At 66.4% G+C, this 23,255-nt stretch carries 24 protein-coding genes; 15 read left to right on the forward strand and 9 right to left on the reverse strand.

The features are described from left to right. The first annotated feature begins 69 nt into the window (after nt 1-69). Nucleotides 70-1,527 carry a D-aminoacylase gene (locus QGV54_RS16800; RefSeq protein ID WP_281019498.1) on the forward strand — a complete coding sequence of 486 codons (1,458 nt, stop codon included), beginning with the start codon at nt 70-72 and terminating at the stop codon, nt 1,525-1,527. A 22-nt stretch (nt 1,528-1,549) separates the two neighbouring features. Here the strand turns inward: QGV54_RS16800 and QGV54_RS16805 are convergent, their stop codons facing one another. Continuing rightward, a complete protein-coding gene (locus QGV54_RS16805) occupies nt 1,550-3,373 on the reverse strand; it encodes an adenylate/guanylate cyclase domain-containing protein (RefSeq protein ID WP_281019497.1) in 1,824 nt (607 codons plus the stop codon). Nucleotides 3,374-3,507: 134 nt separating this feature from the next. Here QGV54_RS16805 and QGV54_RS16810 point away from each other — a divergent pair, with 134 nt between their 5' ends. Genes QGV54_RS16810 through rsmD form a run of 8 tightly spaced genes read left to right on the forward strand, consistent with a single transcriptional unit; the run spans nt 3,508 to nt 8,868 of the window. Then, entirely contained in the window at nt 3,508-4,470 is a 963-nt protein-coding gene (locus tag QGV54_RS16810) for a fatty acid desaturase family protein (RefSeq protein ID WP_281019995.1), read from the forward strand. 37 nt (nt 4,471-4,507) lie between these two features. Beyond that, a complete protein-coding gene (gene pgsA, locus QGV54_RS16815; protein ID WP_281019495.1) occupies nt 4,508-5,086 on the forward strand; it encodes a CDP-diacylglycerol--glycerol-3-phosphate 3-phosphatidyltransferase in 579 nt (192 codons plus the stop codon). Continuing rightward, nucleotides 5,083-5,586 (forward strand): molybdopterin-guanine dinucleotide biosynthesis protein B, encoded by a 504-nt coding sequence (gene mobB, locus QGV54_RS16820; RefSeq protein WP_281019494.1) that lies wholly within the window; start codon nt 5,083-5,085, stop codon nt 5,584-5,586. The genes pgsA and mobB overlap by 4 nt, the downstream gene beginning before the upstream one ends. Further along, entirely contained in the window at nt 5,583-6,839 is a 1,257-nt protein-coding gene (glp, locus tag QGV54_RS16825; protein ID WP_281019493.1) for a gephyrin-like molybdotransferase Glp, read from the forward strand. Before mobB ends, glp begins: the two co-directional genes overlap by 4 nt. Then, the gene (gene moaD, locus QGV54_RS16830) at nt 6,836-7,087 is read left to right on the forward strand and encodes a molybdopterin converting factor subunit 1 (protein WP_281019492.1); all 252 of its coding nucleotides are present in this window, start codon (nt 6,836-6,838) and stop codon (nt 7,085-7,087) included. The genes glp and moaD overlap by 4 nt, the downstream gene beginning before the upstream one ends. 3 nt (nt 7,088-7,090) lie before the next feature. Continuing rightward, the gene (locus QGV54_RS16835) at nt 7,091-7,540 is read left to right on the forward strand and encodes a molybdenum cofactor biosynthesis protein MoaE (protein ID WP_281019491.1); all 450 of its coding nucleotides are present in this window, start codon (nt 7,091-7,093) and stop codon (nt 7,538-7,540) included. Continuing rightward, entirely contained in the window at nt 7,537-8,292 is a 756-nt protein-coding gene (locus QGV54_RS16840; RefSeq protein WP_281019490.1) for a pseudouridine synthase, read from the forward strand. The genes QGV54_RS16835 and QGV54_RS16840 overlap by 4 nt, the downstream gene beginning before the upstream one ends. A 6-nt stretch (nt 8,293-8,298) precedes the next feature. After that, nucleotides 8,299-8,868, forward strand: a complete 570-nt coding sequence (gene rsmD / locus QGV54_RS16845; RefSeq protein WP_281019489.1) for a 16S rRNA (guanine(966)-N(2))-methyltransferase RsmD — start codon at nt 8,299-8,301, stop codon at nt 8,866-8,868. 448 nt (nt 8,869-9,316) lie between these two features. Here the strand turns inward: rsmD and QGV54_RS16850 are convergent, their stop codons facing one another. Further along, nucleotides 9,317-10,513 carry an MFS transporter gene (locus QGV54_RS16850; RefSeq protein ID WP_281019488.1) on the reverse strand — a complete coding sequence of 399 codons (1,197 nt, stop codon included), beginning with the start codon at nt 10,511-10,513 and terminating at the stop codon, nt 9,317-9,319. Continuing rightward, on the reverse strand, nt 10,510-11,931 hold the full coding sequence (gene cysS / locus QGV54_RS16855; protein ID WP_281019487.1) for a cysteine--tRNA ligase: 1,422 nt from the start codon (nt 11,929-11,931) through the stop codon (nt 10,510-10,512). The genes QGV54_RS16850 and cysS overlap by 4 nt, the downstream gene beginning before the upstream one ends. 272 nt (nt 11,932-12,203) lie before the next feature. Here cysS and folE point away from each other — a divergent pair, with 272 nt between their 5' ends. Beyond that, nucleotides 12,204-12,842 carry a GTP cyclohydrolase I FolE gene (gene folE / locus QGV54_RS16860; protein ID WP_281019486.1) on the forward strand — a complete coding sequence of 213 codons (639 nt, stop codon included), beginning with the start codon at nt 12,204-12,206 and terminating at the stop codon, nt 12,840-12,842. Between the two features lie 188 nt (nt 12,843-13,030). Here the strand turns inward: folE and QGV54_RS16865 are convergent, their stop codons facing one another. From QGV54_RS16865 to QGV54_RS16890, 6 genes are all read right to left on the reverse strand, one after another. Then, the gene (locus QGV54_RS16865; RefSeq protein ID WP_281019485.1) at nt 13,031-13,234 is read right to left on the reverse strand and encodes a cold-shock protein; all 204 of its coding nucleotides are present in this window, start codon (nt 13,232-13,234) and stop codon (nt 13,031-13,033) included. Nucleotides 13,235-13,447: 213 nt separating this feature from the next. Next, on the reverse strand, nt 13,448-14,359 hold the full coding sequence (locus QGV54_RS16870) for a DUF3445 domain-containing protein (RefSeq protein ID WP_281019484.1): 912 nt from the start codon (nt 14,357-14,359) through the stop codon (nt 13,448-13,450). Then, nucleotides 14,337-14,969 carry a septation protein A gene (locus tag QGV54_RS16875; protein WP_281019483.1) on the reverse strand — a complete coding sequence of 211 codons (633 nt, stop codon included), beginning with the start codon at nt 14,967-14,969 and terminating at the stop codon, nt 14,337-14,339. Before QGV54_RS16875 ends, QGV54_RS16870 begins: the two co-directional genes overlap by 23 nt. A gap of 2 nt (nt 14,970-14,971) precedes the next feature. Continuing rightward, entirely contained in the window at nt 14,972-15,721 is a 750-nt protein-coding gene (locus tag QGV54_RS16880) for a molybdopterin-binding protein (RefSeq protein WP_281019482.1), read from the reverse strand. Nucleotides 15,722-15,804: 83 nt separating this feature from the next. After that, the gene (locus QGV54_RS16885; RefSeq protein WP_281019481.1) at nt 15,805-16,653 is read right to left on the reverse strand and encodes an alpha/beta hydrolase; all 849 of its coding nucleotides are present in this window, start codon (nt 16,651-16,653) and stop codon (nt 15,805-15,807) included. A gap of 165 nt (nt 16,654-16,818) precedes the next feature. Further along, entirely contained in the window at nt 16,819-17,595 is a 777-nt protein-coding gene (locus QGV54_RS16890) for a GGDEF domain-containing protein (protein WP_281019480.1), read from the reverse strand. A 213-nt stretch (nt 17,596-17,808) separates the two neighbouring features. On the opposite strand from QGV54_RS16890, the gene purE reads away from it, so the two are divergent. The 5 genes from purE to dnaN all read left to right on the forward strand — a co-directional run bounded on the left by purE (nt 17,809) and on the right by dnaN (nt 23,193). Beyond that, nucleotides 17,809-18,267 (forward strand): 5-(carboxyamino)imidazole ribonucleotide mutase, encoded by a 459-nt coding sequence (gene purE / locus QGV54_RS16895; protein ID WP_348638792.1) that lies wholly within the window; start codon nt 17,809-17,811, stop codon nt 18,265-18,267. Then, complete coding sequence (locus QGV54_RS16900; protein ID WP_281019478.1) at nt 18,264-19,391, forward strand: 5-(carboxyamino)imidazole ribonucleotide synthase; 1,128 nt, start codon at nt 18,264-18,266, stop codon at nt 19,389-19,391. The genes purE and QGV54_RS16900 overlap by 4 nt, the downstream gene beginning before the upstream one ends. A gap of 125 nt (nt 19,392-19,516) precedes the next feature. Next, nucleotides 19,517-19,786 carry a 30S ribosomal protein S20 gene (rpsT, locus tag QGV54_RS16905; protein ID WP_281019477.1) on the forward strand — a complete coding sequence of 90 codons (270 nt, stop codon included), beginning with the start codon at nt 19,517-19,519 and terminating at the stop codon, nt 19,784-19,786. A 546-nt stretch (nt 19,787-20,332) separates the two neighbouring features. After that, nucleotides 20,333-21,748, forward strand: coding sequence for a chromosomal replication initiator protein DnaA (dnaA, locus tag QGV54_RS16910; protein WP_281019476.1), 1,416 nt, complete (start codon nt 20,333-20,335; stop codon nt 21,746-21,748). Between the two features lie 332 nt (nt 21,749-22,080). Continuing rightward, entirely contained in the window at nt 22,081-23,193 is a 1,113-nt protein-coding gene (gene dnaN / locus QGV54_RS16915) for a DNA polymerase III subunit beta (RefSeq protein ID WP_281019475.1), read from the forward strand. Nucleotides 23,194-23,255 lie beyond the last annotated feature (62 nt).

Raw genomic sequence — 23,255 nt, forward strand, 5'->3', positions numbered from 1 at the left:
ACCGGACGATGCGCCACGCCGCGAATGCCGTTAGGCTGTCGGCGCAACATTCAGGCTGGAGCAGAACAGATGAGCACGCAGAGCGAGGGCCGCATCGACCTGATCATCGCCGGAGGCATGGTGATCGACGGCACCGGGGACCGTCCGGAGCAGAAGGACATTGCCGTCAGCGGTGACCGCATCGTCGCCGTGGGCGACCTGGGGGACCGGTCGGCGCAGAGGCGCATCGACGCGGTGGGGAAGGTGGTCGCGCCCGGCTTCATCGACGTGCACACCCACGACGACGCGGCGCTGATCGAGACCCCGGACATGGAGATGAAGATCAGCCAGGGCGTGACCTCCGTCGTCGTCGGCAACTGCGGCTTCTCCACCGCGCCGTTCGATACCGCGCGGGTGCCCGACTTCCGGCTGGAACCGATCATCCGCGGCGAGGGGCTGATGGAGCAGCGGCTGGGCGACTACATGCAGCGGGTGGAGGCGGCGAAACCTTCCATCAATGCCGCCTTCCTGACCGGCCATTCGACGCTGCGCTACGACGCCATGGGGCTGGACGTGGAGCGGGAGGCCACCACGGCGGAGATCGACCGGATGCAGCGCCGCCTGTCGGAGGCGCTGGCCGACGGGGCCATCGGCATGTCCTCGGGCCTCTACTATCCACCTGCGGCGAACGCGACCACTGAGGAGGTCTGTCACGTGGCCGAACCGCTGGGGGCTGCCGGGGGCGTCTATACCGCCCACATGCGCGACGAGGGCGACGATATCCTGGCCGCAATGGACGAGGCCTTCCTGATCGGGCGGCACGCCGGGGCGCCGGTGGTGATCTCGCATCACAAGTGCAACGGACGGGCGAATTTCGGACGCACGGCGGAGACCCTGCCGAAGTTCCGGGAGGCGATGAAGCACCAGCCGATCAGTCTGGACGTCTATCCCTACATCGCCGGGTCCACCATCCTGCTGCCGCACATGATCGCACGGGCCGAACGGGTGATGATCACCGGATCGAAGCCGCATCCGGAATGCGCGGGTCGCGACCTGGACGCCATCGCACGCGAATGGGGCTGCACGGAGCAGGAGGCCGTCGAGCGGCTGCAACCGGCGGCGGCGATCTATTTCTCCATGTCGGAGGATGACCTGCGGGAGATCCTGCGCTTCGAGCATGCCATGATCGGCTCCGACGGGCTGCCGGGCGACCCGCACCCGCATCCGCGCCTGTGGGGCACCTTTCCGCGCGTTCTGGGCCATTACGTGCGGGAACTGGGGCTGATCCCGCTGGAGCACGCGGTGCATCGCATGACCGGCCTGTCGGCCACCAACTTCGGACTGCGCGACAGGGGTCACCTGCGGGCCGGGGCCTTTGCCGACATCGTCATCTTCGACCCGCAGACCGTCGGCGACCGGGCCACCTTCGACGCCCCGCTCAATCCCTCCGCCGGGATCGAGCATGTCTTCGTCAACGGGCAGTTGAGCTTCTCGGACGGCGCCGTCAGCGCAGAACGCCGGGGCCGGGTGCTGCGGCGGGAAAGCTAGAGGGTCCTGTTCCGGAGCAGCATCAACGGCCCGTGTCCGGGTCGGATTGCTGATCCGGCCTGATCCGCCAGAGACGTTCGGGCAGGGCGAAGCCGCGCAGGGTCGCCCGTTCCTCCTGCGCATCGAACGGTTCCAGCAGCGGGCGGACGGTCGGATCATCATGCAGGCGGCCGGAGATCACCACCTCTCCGCCGCGCGCCTCCCCCTGCAGCCGCGCGGCGAGGTTCACGGTCTGGCCGAAGTAGTCCAGACGGTCATTCAGGGTCACGGCCAGACATGAACCGGCATGCACGCCGATCTTCATGGCCAGGTCGGCCTGATTCCGCCGGTTGAAGCCGTCGATCCCGCGCTGGATGTCGATGGCGGCGCGCAGGGCGTCCGCCGGTTCGGCGAAGGCGGCGAGCACGGCATCGCCCATGGTCTTCACGATGGCCCCGTCATGGCGGCGGACCTGATCGGCCAGATAGGCGAAGTGCCCCCGCACCTGCCCGTAGGCCAGGGCGTCACCGACCCGGCGATAGAGGTCGGACGACCCCTTCAGGTCGGTGAACATCAGCGCCACCTGACTGACACCGGCGCCGTCACCGGGGCGCAGCCGCTCCGCCGCGCAGATGTCACGGAACGCCTGATAGGTTGTCACCCGTTCCGCCGTCAGCGCGTCCTCCGCCCAGTCCCGCCGCTCGATCACCGCAATGCGGGACCGGTGGGTGCGGTTGCGGACCACCAGCGACGCCGCGTCCGGGTTCCCGTCCGCCAGGATCTCGTTGTCCGTGATCAGCAGAGCCGGAAACGGGCCGCCCTGATGCTCGACCTCCGCATAGGGTCCCACATCCAGGGTGCGCATCCGGTAACTGCCCAGGGGCAATGTACCGGCCTCCGACCGGGACCCGTCGCCATCCACCTTCAACTGGGCACAGACGTGCGGCGTGGTCATCGGGCCACCGAGGCAGAATTCGCCGTCATAGACCGGACGCAGTGCCGCCGAGGGCGTGAAGGTGATCTCCACATTGCGGGCGAAGTCGCGGTCGTAGTCGATATTGCAGGCATCGCAATGCGCCGAGTCCGGCAACTGGTCCAGCCCGTCCACCGTCAGCTTGGCCCCCCGGCAGCGCGGGCAGAGCAGATCCCAGCGCTGCTGCAGCAATCCGACCCGGACCGCCTGCAGGCAGGCCTCCACCATCGGGCGGACGGTCACCCCGAACTGGCGCGCCAGCGCGATCGGGCGCATCCGGACCAGATCGACCTCCGAGGCGCGCAGCACCCAGTCGACCAGCCGGTCGCCCAGCCCGTGACCATAGGGCGAACGCTCCAGCGCCAGCAGCATGTCATCGACGCGACGGCGGGCCGGGGCGTCGAGCTGGTGCGGCGTCAGCTCGAACGGCAGCGGACTGATGCTGCGCGCCCAGTCCTCCGCCTGCTCACAGAGTGAATGGAACGTGGCTTTCGCGCTCTTGAAGAACCCGGTGTTCAGGATCAGCCAGCCGAGGAGGTTCGCCGCGGTCACCCGGATCTCGTAGTGACAGATGCACCCGCCCTCGGGCGTCGGCTCGAACCTCGCCAGGGCACCCAGGGTGGAGACCGGTCCCTTCGAGAACTCCCGCCAGTGCCAGAACCACCTGTAGAGCACCCACTCGACGGGAAACTCCTCCCACGCCAGTTCGACCCGGCCCATGCGCCCCGCGGCAAACAGGCGGACCGTGCCGTCGGACTGCCGGCGCTCCTCGATCCTGTGCTTGGGGAAACCGGCTGCTTCGTTGTAGCGGGCGGTATCGGCCAGCGCGGGCCAGACGGCCTCCACCGGCTCGGCAAAGGTGTAGGTGAAGGTGCGGGTGTAGACCTGGCTCATGTGACCATTCTAGTTGACGGGGACCATGCAGAGCCAAGGATATAGACTGAGACCCGCAATGGATCACAAATGGGTAGTCAGAAATGCGCGAGCAGACGGCAACTGCAGATTCGGGGGAGGCCTTCAGGCGTGGCATGACGCGCCGGTCGCTGCCCCCGGCTGTCGTGAAGGAACTGACCCGGCAGGACGATCCACGGGCCTGGCGCGGGGTTGCGGAACTCGCGCTCTCCATTGCCGGCTTCATGGCCATTGCCCTGCTGGTCTGGCATCCGCTGGTGATCTTCGCCTGCATGATCCTGATCGCGACCCGCCAGCAGGCCTGTTTCGTCATTGCCCATGATGCGGCGCACTACCGGCTGTTCAGCGACCGCGCCCTGAACGACCTGGTCGGGCGCTTCTTCGGCATGATCGTCGGCATATCCATGCCCGCCTACCGCGTGGTTCACCGGCTGCACCACAATCACCTCTATGAACCGCAGGATCCCGACATCCCGATCCATGCCGGGTATCCGCGCGGGCGCGACTACCTGTTCCGCAAGCTGACGCGCGACCTGCTCGGCCTGACGGCCTTCAAGACCTATCGCTATTTCTTCGGCAATCCGGCGATCAATACCGATCAGGGGACCGAAAAGGGCAGCCGACCGCTCGACGATACCTCGCCACGCCTGCGGGCCGCCGCGCGGGCCGACCGCTGGTGGGTACTGGGGTTCCATGTGACCGCCCCGGCGCTGGCGCTGGCAGGCGGTGTCTTCACGGAATACCTGCTGCTGTGGGCGTTGCCGCTGGTCACCTTCCTGCAGCCACTGCTGCGCGTGCGGGCGATCTGCGAACATGGCGCGGTCCCGGACACCACCTCTCCGCTGCGGGCGGCGCGAACCAACATCGGCCATCCCGTGCTGATGTGGCTGTTCTTTCCCTGCAACGTCCATTTTCACGTCGAACACCACATGTATCCGGCCATCCCCTTCTACAATCTGCCCGCCGCGCACCGCGCCATGCGCGCCCATGGGCTGGCGGCGGAGGCAGAGGTGCGCGCGCTCGGCGATACCCTTCGGCGTGTCATGGCCGACCCGGCGCGAAAGTCTGTGCAAGCCTGATTTCTTACGGGCCGGAAATCATCTAAGGTCCGCCGCAATGACGGATCATTCACACAGCCCGACACCATTCCAGCGCAGCCTGCCCAACCTGCTGACCGGGTTGCGCGTGGCAGTCATCCCGCCGCTGGTGATCGCCTTCTTCCTGCCCGATCCCTGGCGGGCCTGGCTGCCGCTGGTGCTGTTCGTGGTGGCCAGTGTCACCGACTGGCTGGACGGCAACCTGGCCCGGCGCTGGAACGCGGGCAGCAAGCTGGGCCAGTTCATGGACCCCATGGCCGACAAGCTGCTGGTGGTCGCGGTCATCGTCATGCTGGTCAGCTTCGGCACCATTGGCGGCTGGCACGTGGTCCCGGCGATCGCGATCCTGTGCCGGGAGATGTTCGTCTCCGGCCTGCGGGAATTCCTCGCCTTCCGCCAGATCGAGGTCCCGGTCAGCCGCCTGGCCAAGTGGAAGACCGCCACCCAGATGGTCGCACTGACCGTGCTGCTGCTGCCGTTTCAGGCGGCGCTGCTGCCCGGCCTGGTGCTGTTCTGGATCGCCGGTTTCCTGGCGCTTCAGACCGGCTTTGCCTATCTGAGCGCTGCCGGACCGCAGTTCCGGGACGACGGTCCATGATCACGCACAATGTGCTGGGCATCGCGGGATGGAGCGGATCGGGCAAGACGACGCTGATCACGCGCCTGATCCCGGCGCTGGTGGCCAGGGGCCTCAGTGTCTCCACCATCAAGCATGCACACCACAGCTTCGATATCGACACGCCGGGCAAGGATACCTGGCGCCACCGGGAGGCCGGGGCGAGCGAGGTCCTGATCTCCTCCCGCGCCCGGCTGGCGCTGATGCGGGAAATGCGCGACGCGCCGGAGCCGGAGCTGGACGACCTGCTGCAGCGCCTGGCCCCGGTCGATCTGGTGCTGGTCGAAGGCTACAAGTCGGCAGGTCACCCGAAGATCGAGGTACATCGCGCCGCCACCGGCAAGCCACCGCTGTTTCCCGATGACCCGACCGTGCTGGCTGTCGTCAGCGACGCGGTTACGCAGGCGGATGGACGACCGGTCTTCGCCCTGGATGCCATCGACGAGATCGCCGCCTTTGTGGCTGCCCGGGTGCCGGCATGAGCCAGATCAGCGACGACTGCTTTGCCTTCGGCGGCGCCCTGATGACCGCGGACGAAGCCACGGCGCGGATTGCGGCCAATGTGCCCGCACTGACAGCCGTGAAGCACCTGGACCTGAAGCAGGCGACAGACCACGTGCTTGCCACCGACACAACGGCGCTGAGCGCATCGCCGCCGGCCGACAATGCCGCCGTCGATGGCTATGCCTTCCGCTTCAGCGACTGCGCGGCGGATGGGGCGGCGGTGCTGACCGTCTCCGGCCAGTCCGCGGCGGGGCATCCGCTGGGGCGGGCCATCGCGCCCGGAACCGCGGTGCGCATCTTCACCGGGGCCGTGATGCCGGACGGTGCCGACACCGTGGTGATGCAGGAAGACGTCAGCCTGGACGGCGCACAGGTGCGGATTCCGGCGGGACTGAAGGGCGGGGCCAACCGCAGGCGCGCGGGCGAGGACATTGCAGCGGGCGAAACCCTGCTGCGGGCGGGGGCGCGGCTGGGTCCGGCGCAGGTCGCGCTGCTGGCCGCGGGCGGTCTGACATCGGTCGACGTGCATGAGCGTCCCCGCGTGACCGTCTTCTCCACCGGGGACGAGATCCACCGGCGGGGCGGGGCGCAGGTTCCCGGTCAGGTGCATGATGCCAATGGCCCCATGCTGACCGGCCTGCTGCAGCGGATCGGGATCATGGCCGAGGACGGCGGCGTCCTGCCCGATGATGCGGAGGCGGTGCGACAGGCGCTGGCAAAGGCCGCGCAATCGTCCGACCTGATCCTGACCTCCGGCGGCGTCTCGACCGGGGACGCGGATCATGTCCGCAACGTCGTCAGCGCACTTGGTGCGGTGCATCTGTGGCGGCTGGCGGTCAAGCCGGGGCGTCCGCTGGCCTTCGGACATGTCGCGGGGAGGGCCTTCGTCGGCCTGCCGGGCAATCCGGTGGCGGTGATGGCCTGTTTCCTGATGTTCGTGCGCCCGCTGCTGGATAGGCTGGAGGGCGCATCGCCGAAGCCATTGCGCCGCTGGCCGGTCAGGTCGGGTTTCGCCATGAAGTCCAAGCCCGACCGGCGGGAGTGGCTGCGCGGGACACTGGCCCCGGACGACAGCGGCGAACTGGTTGCCAGCCGCTATCCGAAACAGGGGTCCGGCGTGATACATTCGCTGACCGACAGCGACGGCCTGATCGAGATCGCGGAAGAGGTGACGGCGGTCGCGCCCGGCGATAGGTTGGGCTTCATCTCGTTCCGGGAGGCGATCTCTTGAAACTGCTCTATTTTGCCTGGGTGCGGGAACGCACCGGGGTCCATGAGGAAACCTGGAGCCTGCCGGAGGGCGTGACCACCGTGCGCGGCCTGATCGGCGCACTGTCGGAGCGCAGCCCCGGCTTCGCCCATGCCTTCGCCGATCTGAAGCAGATCCGGGCAGCCGTGAACCAGGAGACCGCGAAACTCGACGATCCCGTCAGCGATGCGGACGAGGTTGCCTTCTTCCCCCCCATGACGGGCGGCTGAACCATGACAGTGCGTGTGCAGCGCGACGACTTCGATCCGGGCGCGGAGCTGGATGCCCTGCTGGCCGGTCGCAAGGACATCGGCGGCGTGGTCAGCTTTGTCGGTCTGGTGCGCGATTTCAGCGACGACCGCAATGTCGGCGCCCTGACACTGGAGCACTATCCGGGCATGACCGAGAAGGCGCTGGCGGCCATCGAGGCAGAGGCGCTGTCGCGCTTCGACATCCAGGCCAGCCTGATCGTGCATCGCCATGGCCGGATGGAACCCGGCGAAAGGATCGTGCTGGTGATCACCGCCTCCGCCCACCGGGGGGAAGCCTTCCGGGCCAGCGAATTCCTGATCGACTGGCTGAAGACCCGCGCCCCGTTCTGGAAGTCGGAGGACACGCCCGAGGGGCCGCAATGGGTGGAAGCGCGCGCGGTGGATGATGCCGCGACGGAACGCTGGTCATGACCGAACATGAGGGCGAGCGGATCGCCAAGCGGCTGGCCCGCGCCGGTGTCGCCAGCCGACGGGAGATCGAGCGGATGATCGGCGCCGGTCGGGTTGCGGTGAACGGCAAGCGCCTCACCTCCCCCGCCCTGAACGTCACGCCGGACGACACGATCCTGGTGGACGGCAAACCGGTCGCCGCCGCCGAACCCACCCGCATCTGGCGCTACTACAAGCCTGCCGGGCTGGTCACCAGCGCGAGTGACGAGCAGGGCCGGTCGACGATCTTCGATCACCTGCCCAAGCGGCTGCCCCGCGTGATGAGTGTCGGGCGGCTGGACCTGAATTCCGAAGGCCTGCTGTTGCTGACGAATGACGGCGGCCTGAAACGGGCGCTGGAACTGCCCTCGACCGGCTGGGTACGACAGTATCGCGCCCGTGCCTTTGGCACGCCGGAGCCGGAACGGCTGGCACGCCTGGCCGACGGCATCCGCGTCGATGGCGAACAGTTCGGCCCGATCCAGGCCACGATCGAGCGGCAGGCGGGCCGCAACTGCTGGCTGCTGGTCGAACTGGCGGAGGGGCGGAACCGGGAGGTCCGGCGTGCGCTGGAAGCGGCGGGCCTGACCGTAAACCGCCTGATCCGCACCCGCTACGGCCCCTTTGCGCTGGACAAGCTGCAGCGGGGCGAGGTCACGGAAGTGCCGGGCTTCGAGCTGCGCAAGGCCGTTCGCGGCTTCTTCGACATACAGCGCGACGGCAGCCGGGGCTGAACCGCCATGCGCATCATCGCCGGAACCCTGCGTGGCCTGAAGCTGGAGGGCGGTGACGACCGCACCATCCGCCCCACCGCTGACCGCACGCGGGAGGGACTGTTCAACGTCCTGGCCCACAACAGCCGTTTCCGGACAGGTCACGACGGGCCCTGCCCGACCGGCTGTACCGTACTCGACCTGTTTGCCGGGTCCGGCGCGCTGGGGCTGGAGGCCCTGTCCCGAGGGGCCGGACAGGTGACATTCGTCGAGAAGGCCGAGACGTCACTGACAGTGCTGAAACAAAACATCGCGCGCGCCCGGGCGACCGACAGCACCCGGATCGTCCGTCGCGATGCCCTGAAGCCCGGACGCCCGCCTGTCGCCCATGACCTGGTCCTGATGGATCCGCCCTACGGCCAGGACCTGGCGGCGACCGCGCTGGGCGCGGCGCTCGACGACGGCTGGCTCACCGCCGGGGCATTCGTCATCGTGGAAACGGACGGCACCGATCCGTTCGCATGGCCGGAAGGTTTCACCGCCATCGACCGTCGCAAGCATGGCCGCGCCACCCTGCATTTCGGGCAGGCGGACTGACCGTTCCCGGGAACGCGGGCAAAGCACGACAGCTCTCGCCTCACCCCCCTCACGATGCTCGCGGACCTGATCCGCGAGCCCAGTCTCCCACGCCAGAGCGGCACCATGGGTACCCGGGTCAAGCCCGGGTACGGCGTGGTTTGAGGTGGAGAGGCAGTTCCCTCCCTTCCCCCCTCCCGATGCTCGCGGACTTGATCCGCGAGCCCAGTCTCCCACGCCAGAGCGGCACCATGGGTACCCGGGTCAAGCCCGGGTACGGCGTGGTTTGAGGTGGAGAGGCAGTTCCCTCCCTTCCCCCCTCCCGATGCTCGCGGACTTGATCCGCGAGCCCAGTCGCCCACGCCGGAGCGGCACTCTGGGTACCCGGGTCAAGCCCGGGCAAGGCGTGGTTTGAGGTGGAGAGGCGGTTCACCCTTTCCCCCTCACCACGTTGCTCGCGGGCTCGAGCCTAGACCTTCCGGGTCCGCTGCATGGCGGCGAGCGGGATGGAGAAGGTGGCAACCAGCGCCAGCACGAGGCAGATCCAGATCATCACGTCATAGCCGCCAAGCCCCCACAGCCAGGCGGCGGCCAGCGGGGCGATGGCATAGCTGGTCATGGTGATGGCGGCGATGGTGCCGGAGATCGCGCCGAAGCCTTCCCGCCCCAGCAGTTCCGCGGTGACCACGGGGCGGGTGATGGAATTGACGCCGACCCCTGCCCCCTGCAGCACGACGAAGACGACGATGAGGGCGGGCGCCGCCGCTGTTCCAAGCAACGCCAGCGCCGCCACGGCCATGGCCCCGAAGGCGAAGGAGGTGATGCGGACCATGGAGATATGACGCTCCGCCGCCATCATCGCCAGCCGTCCCGCCACCTGCATCGGGCCGACCATCGACGCGGCCAGCACCACTGTTTCAGGCTCCAGCTGCTGTTCCTGCAGCAAGGGCATCAGATGGTTGATCAGCATGCCGTGGTTCATGGTGATGCAGGCGAAGGCCAGCGCGATGAACCAGAAGGCAGGCCGCGCGATCAGCCGCACCGGTGGCGTGGCACCAGGCTTTGCAGCCACCGGCGGAATGAATGGCAGCGCCCGCTCGATCCGTCCTGTCGCGATCCAGGTCAAGGGCACGGTGATCAGCAGGATCAGCACGGCAAAGACCGTGATGCTCAGCCGCCAGCCGCCGACTTCCGCGATCGCGAAGGCGGTGGGGAAGGAGACGGTGCCCGCGAAGCCCGCGACGAGGGAGATCAGGGTGATCGGGCGCTTCGCCTCCGCGCCGTAGTGATGGGTGATGAAGGCAAAGCAGGGCTCGTACAGGGAGGCCGCCATGGTGCAGCCGAGCAGGATCCAGACCACAAGGAACTGCGTCTGGGTCTGCACCTGGGAGAGCACCAGCAGCAGCAGTGCCGCCACGACCGGACCCAACGTCAGCAGATAGCGTCCCTTGCCCCGGTCGATCAGCCGCCCGACGAAGGGCGCGAAGGCCGCGGAGGCGATCAGCGCCAGGGTCAGCCCGGCGGACAGGTCCGACTTGGACCAGCCCAGATCCGCCTCCCAGCGCGCCAGCAGACCGGCGAAGCTGTAGAAAACCCCGGCCCAGACAACGGTCTGGGCGATGGCCAGCGGCAGGATCGCCCTGCGCCATGGCAGGGCCGCGGTCACGCGCCCCCGGCCCCGGCGGCCTCGGTACTCGGTGTCTCGATCCGCCAGGTGGTGCCGGCCGCACTGTCCTCCAGCACCACGCCCCGCGCGGCCAGATCATCACGGATGGCATCGGCACGGGCGAAATCCCGTCCCTTGCGTGCCGCCTGCCGCTCCGCGATCAGCGCCTCGACTTCCGCCGCGTCGATCCCGCTCGCCGCCTGCTTGGCCGCGAACCAGTCCGCCGGTTCCCGCTGCAGCAGGCCGAGCAGGCCCGCACCGTCCAGCAGTGCCGCGCGCAGCCGCTGGCGTTCCGCGCCCTCCGCCGCCTCCAGCGCCTTGGCGATGCGGAAGACCTCCGCCAGCGCCTTGGGCGTGTTCAGATCCTCCGACAGGGCCTGCACGACGGCGGCGACATCCGGGTCATCGTCTGCCGGCACACCCCCCGCAGCATCGGCCGTGTCGCGCAGCAGGCCATAGAGCCGGTCGAGTGTCTTCTGCGCCTGTTCCAGCCCGGCGGCCGCGAAATCCAGCGGGTGCCGGTAGTGACCGGAGATCAGCAGCCAGCGAATGACCTCCCCCGGCCATTCCGCCCGAAGCGCGGAGATCAGCAGCACATTGCCGATGGATTTCGACATCTTGGTGCCATCCACCCGCAGCATCGCATTGTGCATCCAGTAGCGCGCGAAGGTCTCCCCACCGTGCGCGCAGGTGCTCTGGGCGATCTCGTTCTCGTGGTGCGGGAAGATCAGGTCCTGCCCGCCGGCGTGAATGTCGATGGTCCGGCCCAGGTGCGTCTCGGCCATCGCGGAGCACTCGATGTGCCAGCCGGGCCGTCCCCGCCCCCAGGGGCTGTCCCAGCCCGGCATGTCGTCGGTGGACGGCTTCCACAGCACGAAGTCGGCCGGGTCCTTCTTGTAGGGCGCGACCTCCACCCGGGCGCCGGCGATCATCTCGTCACGGCTGCGGTTGGACAGGCTGCCGTAATCGGCGAAGGAGCCGACGTGGAACAGCACATGGCCGTCCACCTCATAGGCATTGCCGCTCTCCACCAGCCTGCCGATCATCGCGATCAGCTCCGGCATGGTCTCTGTCACGCGCGGTTCGATGGTCGGCGGCAGCACGCCGAGTGCCGCCATGTCGGCGCGATAGACCTCGATGTAGCGATTGGTGATCGTGTCGATCGGCACCCCTTCCGCGCGGGCCTTGTCGTTGATCTTGTCCTCGACGTCCGTGATGTTGCGGGCATAGCGCACGACCGGATAGAGCCGCTGCAACAGGCGGAAGAGAATGTCGAAGACCACTGCGGGACGTGCATTGCCGATATGCGGATCATTGTAGACCGTCGGCCCGCAGACATACATCGTCACGCAGTTCGGATCGGCCGGTACGAAGGCTTCCCGTTTCCGTGCGAACGAATTGTAAATCGTCAGGGTCATTGGTCTTTTCCTGCATCCTCTATTGGCCAGGCGTCACGATCAGCGTTCTTATCGACCCTACCAAAGGGCAACGCAAGTCATGTGCGCCGCTGTGGATGACATCCCCGTGCACCTGCGCAATAATCGTCGCAGGACGCTTGTGAAACCTGCTCAACGCCTTACCTGAGCAATCCGGTGCCGGAATGATCCGCACCCGGGGCGGCAACGTACCTGTAGCTTATCGAGGAGGCCCGTGGCTGGGCCACGGTCTGGACGAGGAAGGACAGCGAGCCATGGATGCTCTGGTTACGGAACCCGGCAAGGGAACCGAAGGACGGGAATATGACCCCGCCACCGGCAAGTCCCGTCCAAGCCGCGAACAGGCCGAGGCCGCCGTTCGCACCCTGATCGAATGGGCCGGGGACAACCCCGACCGCGAGGGGCTGCTGGACACGCCGAAGCGCGTCGCCCGCGCCTATGAGGAATTCTTCGCCGGTTATGACGAGGATCCGGAAGAGGTACTGGGCCGCACCTTCGAGGATGTGGAGGGTTATGACGACATCGTCATGCTGCGCGACATCCGCATCGAGACCCATTGCGAACACCACATGGTGCCGATCATCGGCAAGGCCCACGTGGCCTATTTCCCGAACGGCAAGGTCGTCGGCATCAGCAAGCTGGCCCGCGTCGTCGAGATCTACGCCAAGCGCCTGCAGACGCAGGAGACCATGACCGCGCAGATCGCCCACACCTTCGAGAAGGTGCTGAAGCCGCGTGGCGTCGCCATCATGATCGATGCCGCACACCAGTGCATGACCACCCGCGGCATCCGCAAGCCCGGCGTGTCCTGCATCACCACCCGCTTCACCGGCGTCTTCCGCGAGGACCGCGACATGGAACGCCGCTTCCTGGAGCTGGCGCGGGGTATCTGAGGGGCGTGACGGCCAGCATGGCTGATGACCGTTCCTCCCCTCTCCCCCTCCCGGCCACCCATTGAGGATACTCCCGTGGGTGGCCGGGAGGGGGAGAGGGGAGGAACGGTCCACAAACACCCCCCAACGAAAAAGCCCCGGCGGTGAGGCCGGGGCTTTCAGATGGATCGACCGATCCGTCTGTAAGGTCAGAGCAGTTCGAGGTTGCCTGCCGCGCTCTTGCCGCGATCAGGAATGATATCGAACTGGATCTTCTGTCCATCGTTCAGGCCACGCAGACCTGCGCGCTCCACCGCCGTGATGTGGACAAAGACATCCTTGCCCCCATCATCCGGCTGAATGAAGCCATAACCCTTGGTGGTGTTGAACCACTTAACCGTACCGGTCGCCATCAAGATTCTCCCAGGCGCAACAAGCTCGGAGCAGCCGCAAGCGCGGCCCCATTCACTGCAACCATGTCCTGATGTTTCATATGGCAAGCATGACGAAACTACAGACGCTTGCGGCGCGGTCTGAACAGTTGCCGTCGGAACGACAACACTGCTACAGAACGCGTTGGTCGCGGCTTCATCAATACCACAGTCCGGGAAACCGGTCGAATGGATTCATTTCACCTGTTCGGCGTGTTCTTCCAGCCATTGCAGCAAAGCAGCCAGAAAACCCGGCATGGACTTGTAGCGGCGCATCTCTTCCGGCATCTCCAGGATCGCATCGCGCATGTCGCGGGCTTCCGCCGCCGTGCGTACCCGATCCTGCAGCCGGGCCTGATGAATGCGCACCGTGAAGACCGCTGTCCCCGTATCGGGCAGCAGGCTGAGGGTCTGGCGCTCCACCCGGAACCAGAGCCTCTCCCCCACCGTCGCCGCATCCAGCGCCCTGCCCGCCGTCCCCGAACCGTGCCCGCCCGGCTGATGCAGGGCCGGGTCATCCAGCAGCGACCAGTTGCTGCGCCAGAGCAGGCGACCGGGCCTCAGTCCCGCGAACAGGCGGTCCATCGGCCGTTCCAGATGCGCACCATATCCCGGCACGGGCGCGTGGATCGCGGCCAGCGGTCGGCCCATCTTCTCCGCCAGCGACCAGCGGGTGGGAAAGGCCAGCAGACCGGCCACCAGCCGGAAGGCCCCGTCCGGGCCGGGTTGCAGCAGCAACACGTCCTCCTGAACCAGCGCGGCGGCGGCCAGCAGCGGGGCAGCCGGATCAGGCACCACAAGACGGCCGGTCGGCACGACCCGGACCCCGTCGCCCTGCCGCCGGAAGGATTGGCTGTGGTAGCGGCCGAGGTGGTCGGTCAGATGGTCGAAGAATTCCCGTTGCGCGGGCACGCTGTCCGGCAGGGCCTGGAACACGGCCGCGCGATCCGCCGCGATCAGCCGCTGCTTTTCCGCCAGGTCATCGGCGAAGGCGGCATCGATCTCGATCCAGTCGGCGTCGGCCAGGACCTTCAGGCCCAGCACCATGCGGAACCGGCCACCTTCCGGCGGGAAGTAGGGAACCTCAGGCCGGGCGGTCGCTGTCACGGGTCTCGGCTCCGGTTGCCCCGCTGCTGTCGCCGCCCTCATCCTCTTCGGCACCGATGATCGAACCATGGCGCTTCACCACCGGCAATTGCGCCAGCGCGAAGACGAAGGTCAGCGGCATGATCCCGAAGACCTTGAAGTTCACCCAGGTGTCGGTGTCGAAGTTGCGCCAGACGATCTCGTTCACGATGGCCAGGAAGACGAAGAACAGCGACCAGCGGATCGTCAGGATACGCCATCCCGCATTCTCCAGCCGGAAGGCGGCACCGAAGACATAGCGCAGGAACAGCTTCCCCCAGGCCAGGCCGCCGAGCAGGATGCCGGCGAACAGCAGGTTGGTGATCGTCGGCTTGATCTTGATGAACAGGTCGTCCTGCAGGTAGAGCGTCAGGCCGCCCATCACCATCACGAACACACCCGTCACCAGCGGCATCGCCGGCAGGCGGCGCTCCAGCGCATAGTTGGCCGCCAGCGAGATCGCGACCGCAACCATGAAGGCGGCGGTCGCGGTGAAGATGTCGAAGCGGTTGTTGGCGAAGAAGAAGACACCGAGCGGCCCGACCTCGATCAGGAACTTGGTGAAGGGACTGATGCGCGCCCGTTCAGCCACGCTCATTCCTCCACCGGCGTGCCGCCCAGTTCGATGATCGCTGCCTTCAGCTGTTCCTTGGCGCGGTCCAGCAGTTCGGCGTCCGTGGACCGCAATACCAGCGACGATCCGAAACGCCCGTCGCGCACGAAGGGATAGGACCCGGCCTCCAGGCCCGGATGATCCTTCTCCACCTTCTCCAGCGGTGTGGCGATCACCCCTTCGGGCAACATGGAGGTCACGGTGCGGGACAGGACCGGATCGCCGCCTGCCAGCTCGTGCACGATCTCCTTGAACATCGCCTGCATGATCGCGGGGATGCCGGCGAAGGTATAGACATTCTCCACCCTGAAGCCCGGCGCGGTGCTGATCGGATTGCGCACCAGCACGCCGCCATGCGGGATGCGGGTCATGCGCCGCCGCGCTTCCGTGAACTCGCCGGTCTTGTAGCGGCGCTCCATCATCGCGACCGCTTCCGGATTCTCGGAAATCCCCACCCCGAAGGCCACGGCGATCGCGTCCGCCGTGATGTCGTCATGGGTCGGGCCGATGCCGCCCGTCGTGAAGACATAGTCATAGCGGGCACGTAGGCTGTTCACCGCATCGACGATTTCCTTCTGGATGTCGGCAACCACGCGGACCTCCATCAGCCGGACACCGCGGTCCGTCAGTTCCTCCGCAAGAAACCCCATGTTGCGGTCCTTGGTACGGCCCGACAGGATCTCGTTGCCGATGATGATCAGTGCCGCCGTGACGATCTTTGGCTCGGCCATGTGCTGCGCGCGCTCCCGCTTGCTGGTTGTGATCAGGCGCAGGACAGCCTGACCGCCTGTCACCGTTTCCAGTATTCGCCGGATCAGGCCACCTGGTTCAGCGGCACGTTCCGTTCAAGGAATTCAAGCACCGCATCGGTGAAGATGTCGTTGCGGTCGCCCGCCACCATATGACCGGCACCGGAAACGTCAACGCAGGCTGCATCGGGACGCAGCGTAAGCAGGTGCGCAGCGGATTCCTCGCTCGCCACGTCCGAATGCCGTCCACGTACCAGCAGGATAGGGCATGTGGTCTGGCGGACCCCGTCGCAGAGCCGCTGATGAAGCTGCTCCGAGTCCTCGTCACGACCGTCCTTCAGGCACTTCGGATCCCAGTGCCAGTACCAGCGATCCCCTCTCTGCCGAAGGTTCTTGCGGATGGAGTTGAGGTCGACCGCCCGCTTGCGCTCCGGTGTGTAGGCCTGGACGGCAGCCGCCGCATCCTCCAGCCGGGCAAAGCCACTTTCCATGTTCTCGCGCATGAAGGAGATGATGCGATCCGTGCCGGACCGCTCCATCAGCGGTGCAATGTCGACCAGAACCAGCGCGCGGGCCTGCACCGCCGGCGCATGGCCCAGCGCCAGCATGGCGGCGATGCCCCCCAGGGACGCGCCGATAACGACGGGCGGGCGCTGCATCTGCGCTGCCCAGTCGCGCAGGTCGTTGGCATTGTCCTCGAACGCATAGGCACCTTCAGGCGACCAGTCGCTGTCCCCGTGCCCGCGATGGTCGCAGGTGAAGGCGGAGCAGCCGCGCCGCGCCATTTCCATGGCGGTACCGCCCCAGCTGTGTCGTGTCTGGCCGCCCCCATGCATGAAAATGACGGGTTGCCCGTCGGCCGGGCCGTAACGGTCGGCGACAAGCGTCAGCCCGTCGCGTGTCTGAAGTCGCACCAGTTCTGGCTCGGGTTGGGTCCTGGATGTCATCGTGGGGGATCCGCCTGGTCAGTTTCTGCAGCCTTGCCCCCGACCATAACCGGACTGGCCCCGATGAAACCACAGTTGGCCGAACAGACGAGACAGGCGTCAGGCGCGGATCAGAGGGAGTCCCGTGACGGGCTATTCGTTCACGGCCCTGGGTACGGGAACAGGTGGGCCATCGGCCTTCATCTCCTGCTTGCGGCGATACATGCGCCGGTCCGCCTCCGCCAGCGCGGTCGAGGCATCGTCACCGCGCCCGAAGGGAAAGACGCCGTGCGCCACTTCAAGATGCACGATGGTACCGTCGATATCGATCGGCTTCTCACGGATCGCATCGACCAGTTGCTGGGCCTTGTCCCGCGCCACATCCTCGTCCGCCTGAGCCAGGATGACACCGAACTCGTCACCGCCGATACGGCCGACGATATCCGTGTCGCGCACCTTCTCGCCCAGGGTCGTCGCAACCGCCAGCAGGGCCTTGTCGCCGGCCGCGTGCCCCATGGTATCGTTGATCTGCTTCAGCCCGTTGACGTCGAAGAAGACCAGGCTGGAGGGCACACCATAGCGTTCGGTGTAGGACATCATCCGCGACATCTCGCGGACGAAGGCACGGCGGTTGGCCACCGGCATCAGCGGGTCCCTGTCGGCCAGTGCCTCCAGGTCGCTGATCTTGCCGCGCGCGGCCTGAAGCTCGCGGCGGAGCGAGTCGACCTCGTCCATCAGCCCCAGCAGCGCCTCGCGCACCTTCGGTGTCAGCTCGCCGTCGGGGACCCCGAAGAAGTTGCCCACTTCCACGTCCGGAGGGCTGTTGACCGATGTCTCGCGGGTGGCAGCACCCGCACCTGACCTGGCAGCTCCACGCGGGCGGTCCACTGCGCGGGCACCCGGCAGGGATGAATAGGCACCGATCTTCATGTGAATCCTCTCAGGCAAAGTCCAGTTCAGGCAAATTCGGTTCGCCGTTCCTCGCAGAATGCCCTGCACTGGTTAAGAAAGCCTTCTCCCGCTTGTGGTCGGGAACCGCATCCCTATAATCCGCCGCCTGTTTTTCGAGGGTGAGGTCCAGTGACCGGTTCAGAATCAGCAGTTGAGTCAGGCGGAACGGCAGACGCACGCGTCGGCGTGATCATGGGCAGCCAGTCGGACTGGGAAACCATGCGGGAAGCCGTTGCGGTGCTGGAGGCACTTGGCGTCCCGCACGAGGTCCGGATCGTGTCCGCGCACCGGACACCGGATCGCATGGCGGACTATGCCCGGACAGCCCGCGACCGGGGTCTGCAGGTCATCATCGCCGGAGCGGGGGGCGCGGCGCATCTGCCGGGCATGGTCGCGGCCATGACGGCACTGCCGGTGCTGGGTGTGCCGGTCGAGAGCAAGGCGCTGAGCGGCATGGACAGCCTGCTCTCCATTGTCCAGATGCCGGGCGGTGTGCCGGTCGGCACCCTGGCGATCGGCAAGGCGGGCGCGAAGAACGCAGGCCTGATGGCCGCATCCATCGTCGGCCTGGGTGACCCGGAACTGATGCAGCGCCTGACCGCCTGGCGCGCGGCACAGTCCGCATCGGTGGCGGAAGAGCCCCAGCGGTGAGCCCGGCCGCCAAAGCCGGGCCCGCCCTGCCGCCGGGATCGGTCATCGGCGTGCTGGGGGGTGGGCAACTCGGTCGCATGATGGCGCTCTCCGCCGCGCGACTGGGCTACCGGGTGCATGTCTACGGCCCGGAAGCGGACTCGCCCACGGAACAGGTCGCCGACAGGGCCACGGTTGCCGGGTGGGACGATCTGGCCGCGCTGGACCGCTTTGCCGACAGCGTTGATGCCGTCACCCTGGAATTCGAGAATGTGCCCGTCGCGGCAGTCGAGCATCTGGCGCGCAAGGTGCCCGTGCGCCCCGGCGCGCATGTGCTGGCCGTGGCCCAGGACCGGCTGGCGGAGAAGAATGCGGCGCTGGAACTCGGTGTGCCGGTCGCGCCCTTTGCCGAGGTCTCGTCGGAAGCGGATCTCGAGGCCGCCGTTGCCCGCATCGGCGTGCCTGCCGTGCTCAAGACCCGGCGGGAGGGCTATGACGGCAAGGGCCAGCGCATCATCCGCGAAACCGGACAGGCCGCAGCGGCCCATGCCGAGCTGGGGCACCGGGCGGCGATCCTGGAAACCTTCGTGCCCTTCACGGCGGAGATCTCGGTCATTGCCGCGCGGGGGGTGGACGGGACCCTGCTGACCTGGCCGGCGGTGGAGAACCGCCATCGCGATCACATCCTTGATCTGACCATAGCGCCTGCGGCCCTGCCCGCCGCAGTGACGGAGGCCGCGACAGCGGCAGCGCGGGCGCTGGCAACCGGCCTGGAGGTCGTCGGCCTGCTGGCGGTGGAGTTCTTCGTGACCGACAGCGGTGCCATCCTGTTCAACGAGATGGCACCCCGCCCGCACAATTCCGGCCACTGGACCATGGAGGCCTGTCGGGTCAGCCAGTTCGAGCAGCAGGTTCGCGCCACCATGGGGCTGCCATTGGGATCGACCGCCCCGCACCACCGTGCGGTGATGCGCAACCTGATCGGTGACGACAGCTCCGCCTGGGCAGAGCTGCTGCAGGGTGAAGGGTCGCTGCACCTCTATGGCAAGGCGGAAAGCCGCAGGGGCCGGAAGATGGGTCATGTGACCCGCCTCTATCCGCATGACACCCCGGTCTGGCCGCCCGCGACGGAAGACCTGCCGTAGAATGCCGCGCGTTCCGGTCACCGCGCCGACCACGCCTGCACCGGACCACGCTTGACGACTGACAGGGCCTTGTCTATAAGCCCGCCCTCTACAACACCCAACAGCAGTGCACGGAATTCACAGGCATGGCCAACATCAAGTCCGCGATGAAGCGGATCCGTCAGGACGCGAAGCGCACGGAGCGCAACAAGGCACGGCGCAGCCGGGTCCGGACCTTTGTGAAGCAGGTTGAAGTCGCGATTGCCGAGGGCAAGGGCGAAGATGCCCGCGCGGCCCTGGTGCTGGCGCAGAAGGAACTCGACCGCGCTGCGGGCAAGGGCCTGATCAAGCGCAACAATGCATCACGCAAGGTTTCGCGACTGAATGCACGTGTCAGGGCGATCGCCGCAGCCTGATCCTGCATGCGCCGAGAGGCGCGATTGAGACCAACGAATACAACCAACAGGGGCGTTGCGACTGACCGGTCGCGGCGCCCCTGTTGCGTCTGTCACATACCCGCTCGGCATCGAAAAAAAAGTGTCATTCTTGAATCCGGGGAATCCCCGTTGGATTCCTGCGCCTTGCGTCACGGGCCTCGCACAGGGGACCAACAAAACGGTCCGGAAACTGATTCGTTGTGCTTGCGCAGCCCCCCCTGAACGATCTATGTTCTGGGGCGTCAGGCGGATGGGGCTTGCCACTGAAAAAGTGCACAAAAAAGCAAGAAAAATGTGCAGTTTTTTGGGCAGCATCTCAAGTATCGACGCTAATTGTAGCTTTATGCTGTTAAGTGGACACGCGCAATTTTTCTGATTGCGGGGAACGGGAAAGATTTGTTCTTTCCTTCTGGTGCTGCGGACCATGCGAGGGAGGCGGGTTTGAGGGACGATGATTTGTCAGATGCGCCGAGTCCTGTGCTTCAAGGCAGCGATGACAATCAACGCGCACTGGATCTGCTCTGGATGGCCGTCTCGCAGCGCGCCATGCAGACGGTAGGCGAGGCGTCCTACAACAGCTGGTTGCGTCCGCTGCGCCCGGTCGCGTTGCATGACGACCAGGTTGTCCTGCTGGCCCCGACCGGTTTCCTGCGCGACTGGATTTCCAACAATTACCGCCCCCTGCTGGAACGTGAGTTCCGCGTCGACATTCCACATCTGCGTGAAGTGGTGATCGATGTCGGTATGGATGCCCGCCTGGAGGCCATGGCCAGCCGCAAGGATGGCATTGCCGACGACGGTGCCCCGATGAAACGCACCGGCAAGCCAGCCGGCACGACCAACGGCAACGGTTCCAGACCTGCACCGGACGCACCGTCGATCATTCGTCCGCGGGAGGCCGAGCCGGAAAAGGGTCTGGTCAGCGTCCTGGACCAGAACCTGACCTTCGACAAGTTCGTCGTCGGCAAGCCCAACGAACTGGCCTATGCCGCCGCCCGCCGGGTGGCTGATGCCGACGGGGTCGCCTTCAATCCGCTGTTCCTCTACGCCGGGGTCGGCCTCGGCAAGACGCATCTGATGCATGCGATCGCCTGGCATATCCGCCAGCGTCGTCCGGACCGGAAGGTGCTCTACCTCACCGCCGAGATGTTCATGTATCATTTCATCAAGGCCGTGCGGTTCCGCGATACCGTCTCCTTCAAGGAGAAGTTCCGGTCCGTCGACGTGCTGATGGTCGATGACCTGCAGTTCATTTCAGGCAAGGAGTCGACGCAGGAGGAATTCTTCCACACCTTCAACGAGCTGATCGACCGCAACCACCAGATCGTGGTCTCCGCTGACCGCTCCCCGTCCGATCTGGAGGGGATGGAGGAACGCGTCCGGTCCCGCCTGGCCTGGGGCCTGGTCGCCGACATCCACCCGACCGACTTCGAACTGCGTGTCGGCATCCTGGAACAGAAGCTGGCCCTGGAACCGGAAGTGACCGTCCCGCGGGAAGTCATCGAGTTCCTGGCACACCGCATCACCTCGAACGTGCGGGAGCTGGAGGGGGCCATGAAGCGCATCATCGCCTACCACGCCCTGATGGGCCGCGCGATCTCGCTGGAAATGGTGCAGGAGGTGCTGGCCGACGTGCTGCGTGCCAATGCCCGCAAGGTCTCCATCGACGACATCCAGCGCAAGGTGGCGGAGCATTACAACATCCGGATGGCGGAAATGTCGTCCGCCCGCCGCGCCCGCGCGGTCGCCCGGCCCCGCCAGGTCGCGATGTTCCTGGCCAAGCGCCTGACCAGCCGCAGCCTGCCGGAGATCGGTCGCAAGTTCGGCAACCGTGACCATACGACAGTGCTGCACGGTGTCCGCCGGATCGAGGAACTGATCCAGTCCGATGTCAGCCTGGCGGAGGATGTCAGGATGCTGGAGGCCGCCCTGTCGAACTGACCCGATTGCGGCCTGTGCCATCCCTCTCCCGGTTTGTCGTGGCCTGTGCCATCCCTCTCCCGGTTTGTCGTGGCCTGTGCCATCCCTCTCCCCCACCCGGCCACCCACGGGAGTATCCTTATTGGGTGGCCGGGTGGGGGAGAGGGATGGCACAGCCAGCAATCGGATCCTGATGACACAGGCCACAGACGACTCCCGACGCCACCATCGTACCCTGCCGAATCGGGGCGGTTTCACTGGCGAATCCGGAAGTGCCCATGCTATACGGAGTCTCTTGCCTGGCTGTCCTGTCAGGCAAGGTTCCTGGCAACGACATCTGGCTCGATTCTGCGATGAAACTTACCATTGAACGCACAGCGCTGCTGGTCTCCCTCAATCACGTCCAGAGCGTGGTGGAGCGGCGCAACACGATCCCCATTCTCAGCCATGTCCAGATCGAGGCAACAGCCGACGGCGTCCGGTTCCGCGCCACCGATCTGGAACTTGCGGTGGTGGAAAGCTGTGCCGCGATGGTGGAGACGCCAGGCATGGCCACGGCGCCTGCCCATACGCTGTACGACATCGTGCGGAAGCTGCCTGACGGCGCCGACATCCAGCTCAGCCTGGATACGGAGCGGCGGCGGCTGAACCTGCAGGCCGGCCGGTCGCGCTTCGCGCTCGCCTGTCTGCCCAACGACGATTTCCCGACCATCGAGGATGACGAGCTGCCGCACCAGTTCCGGCTGCCGGTGGCAACCGCCCGCACGCTGCTGGAACGGACCCGGTTCGCGATCTCGACCGAAGAGACCCGCTATTACCTGAACGGCATCTATGTCCACGCGACGGATGACGGCAAGCATATCCGCGCCGTGGCGACCGACGGCCATCGTCTCGCCCGCTTCGAGATGGAAGCACCGGAGGGCGCTGAAGCCCTGCCCGGCGTCATCATCCCGCGCAAGGCGGTGACCGAGATTCACAAGCTGCTGGGCGATGCCGGCGGCGACATGGCCGTTTCCGTCAGTGAAAGCCGGATCCGGTTCAGTGTCGGTGACACCGTTCTGACATCGAAGCTGATCGACGGATCCTTCCCGGATTACGAGCGGGTGATCCCGTCCGGCAATGACCGGAAGATGGACGTGGATGCCAAGGTCTTCCTGTCGGCAGTCGACCGCGTCTCCACCATCTCCACGGAGAAGTCGCGGGCGGTGAAGCTCAGCCTTCAGAACGAGCGCATGACCCTTTCGGCAAACAGCCCCGACGCTGGCAGCGCCACCGAGGAACTGGCGGTGAACTATGCGTCGGAGGACATGGAGATCGGTTTCAACTCCAGGTACCTGATGGATGTGGCGAGCCAGATCGACGGCGAGACCGCCATCTTCGAACTGGCGGATTCCAACTCGCCGACCCTGATCCGGGACGCGGATGACGCGTCGGCGCTCTATGTGCTGATGCCCATGCGGGTCTGACGCCGGCAGTGGTGGCAACGGCAGAGGACGACCGTGTCACCGCCGGTGCAGGTGTGTGTCGC

Origin of the sequence: Minwuia sp. IMCC3060 (assembly GCF_029909435.1) — a bacterium.
Lineage (GTDB): Bacteria > Pseudomonadota > Alphaproteobacteria > Minwuiales > Minwuiaceae > Minwuia.

Bases quoted from the DNA above. Each gene is read 5' to 3' on its own strand.
- QGV54_RS16800 (WP_281019498.1), top strand. From the start codon at position 70: ATGAGCACGCAGAGCGAGGGCCGCATCGACCTGATCATCGCCGGAGGC.
- QGV54_RS16805 (WP_281019497.1), bottom strand. From the start codon at position 3,373: ATGAGCCAGGTCTACACCCGCACCTTCACCTACACCTTTGCCGAGCCG.
- QGV54_RS16810 (WP_281019995.1), top strand. From the start codon at position 3,508: ATGACGCGCCGGTCGCTGCCCCCGGCTGTCGTGAAGGAACTGACCCGG.
- pgsA (WP_281019495.1), top strand. From the start codon at position 4,508: ATGACGGATCATTCACACAGCCCGACACCATTCCAGCGCAGCCTGCCC.
- mobB (WP_281019494.1), top strand. From the start codon at position 5,083: ATGATCACGCACAATGTGCTGGGCATCGCGGGATGGAGCGGATCGGGC.
- glp (WP_281019493.1), top strand. From the start codon at position 5,583: ATGAGCCAGATCAGCGACGACTGCTTTGCCTTCGGCGGCGCCCTGATG.
- QGV54_RS16835 (WP_281019491.1), top strand. From the start codon at position 7,091: ATGACAGTGCGTGTGCAGCGCGACGACTTCGATCCGGGCGCGGAGCTG.
- QGV54_RS16840 (WP_281019490.1), top strand. From the start codon at position 7,537: ATGACCGAACATGAGGGCGAGCGGATCGCCAAGCGGCTGGCCCGCGCC.
- rsmD (WP_281019489.1), top strand. From the start codon at position 8,299: ATGCGCATCATCGCCGGAACCCTGCGTGGCCTGAAGCTGGAGGGCGGT.
- cysS (WP_281019487.1), bottom strand. From the start codon at position 11,931: ATGACCCTGACGATTTACAATTCGTTCGCACGGAAACGGGAAGCCTTC.
- folE (WP_281019486.1), top strand. From the start codon at position 12,204: ATGGATGCTCTGGTTACGGAACCCGGCAAGGGAACCGAAGGACGGGAA.
- QGV54_RS16865 (WP_281019485.1), bottom strand. From the start codon at position 13,234: ATGGCGACCGGTACGGTTAAGTGGTTCAACACCACCAAGGGTTATGGC.
- QGV54_RS16880 (WP_281019482.1), bottom strand. From the start codon at position 15,721: ATGGCCGAGCCAAAGATCGTCACGGCGGCACTGATCATCATCGGCAAC.
- QGV54_RS16890 (WP_281019480.1), bottom strand. From the start codon at position 17,595: ATGAAGATCGGTGCCTATTCATCCCTGCCGGGTGCCCGCGCAGTGGAC.
- purE (WP_348638792.1), top strand. From the start codon at position 17,809: ATGGGCAGCCAGTCGGACTGGGAAACCATGCGGGAAGCCGTTGCGGTG.
- rpsT (WP_281019477.1), top strand. From the start codon at position 19,517: ATGGCCAACATCAAGTCCGCGATGAAGCGGATCCGTCAGGACGCGAAG.
- dnaA (WP_281019476.1), top strand. From the start codon at position 20,333: ATGGCCGTCTCGCAGCGCGCCATGCAGACGGTAGGCGAGGCGTCCTAC.
- dnaN (WP_281019475.1), top strand. From the start codon at position 22,081: ATGAAACTTACCATTGAACGCACAGCGCTGCTGGTCTCCCTCAATCAC.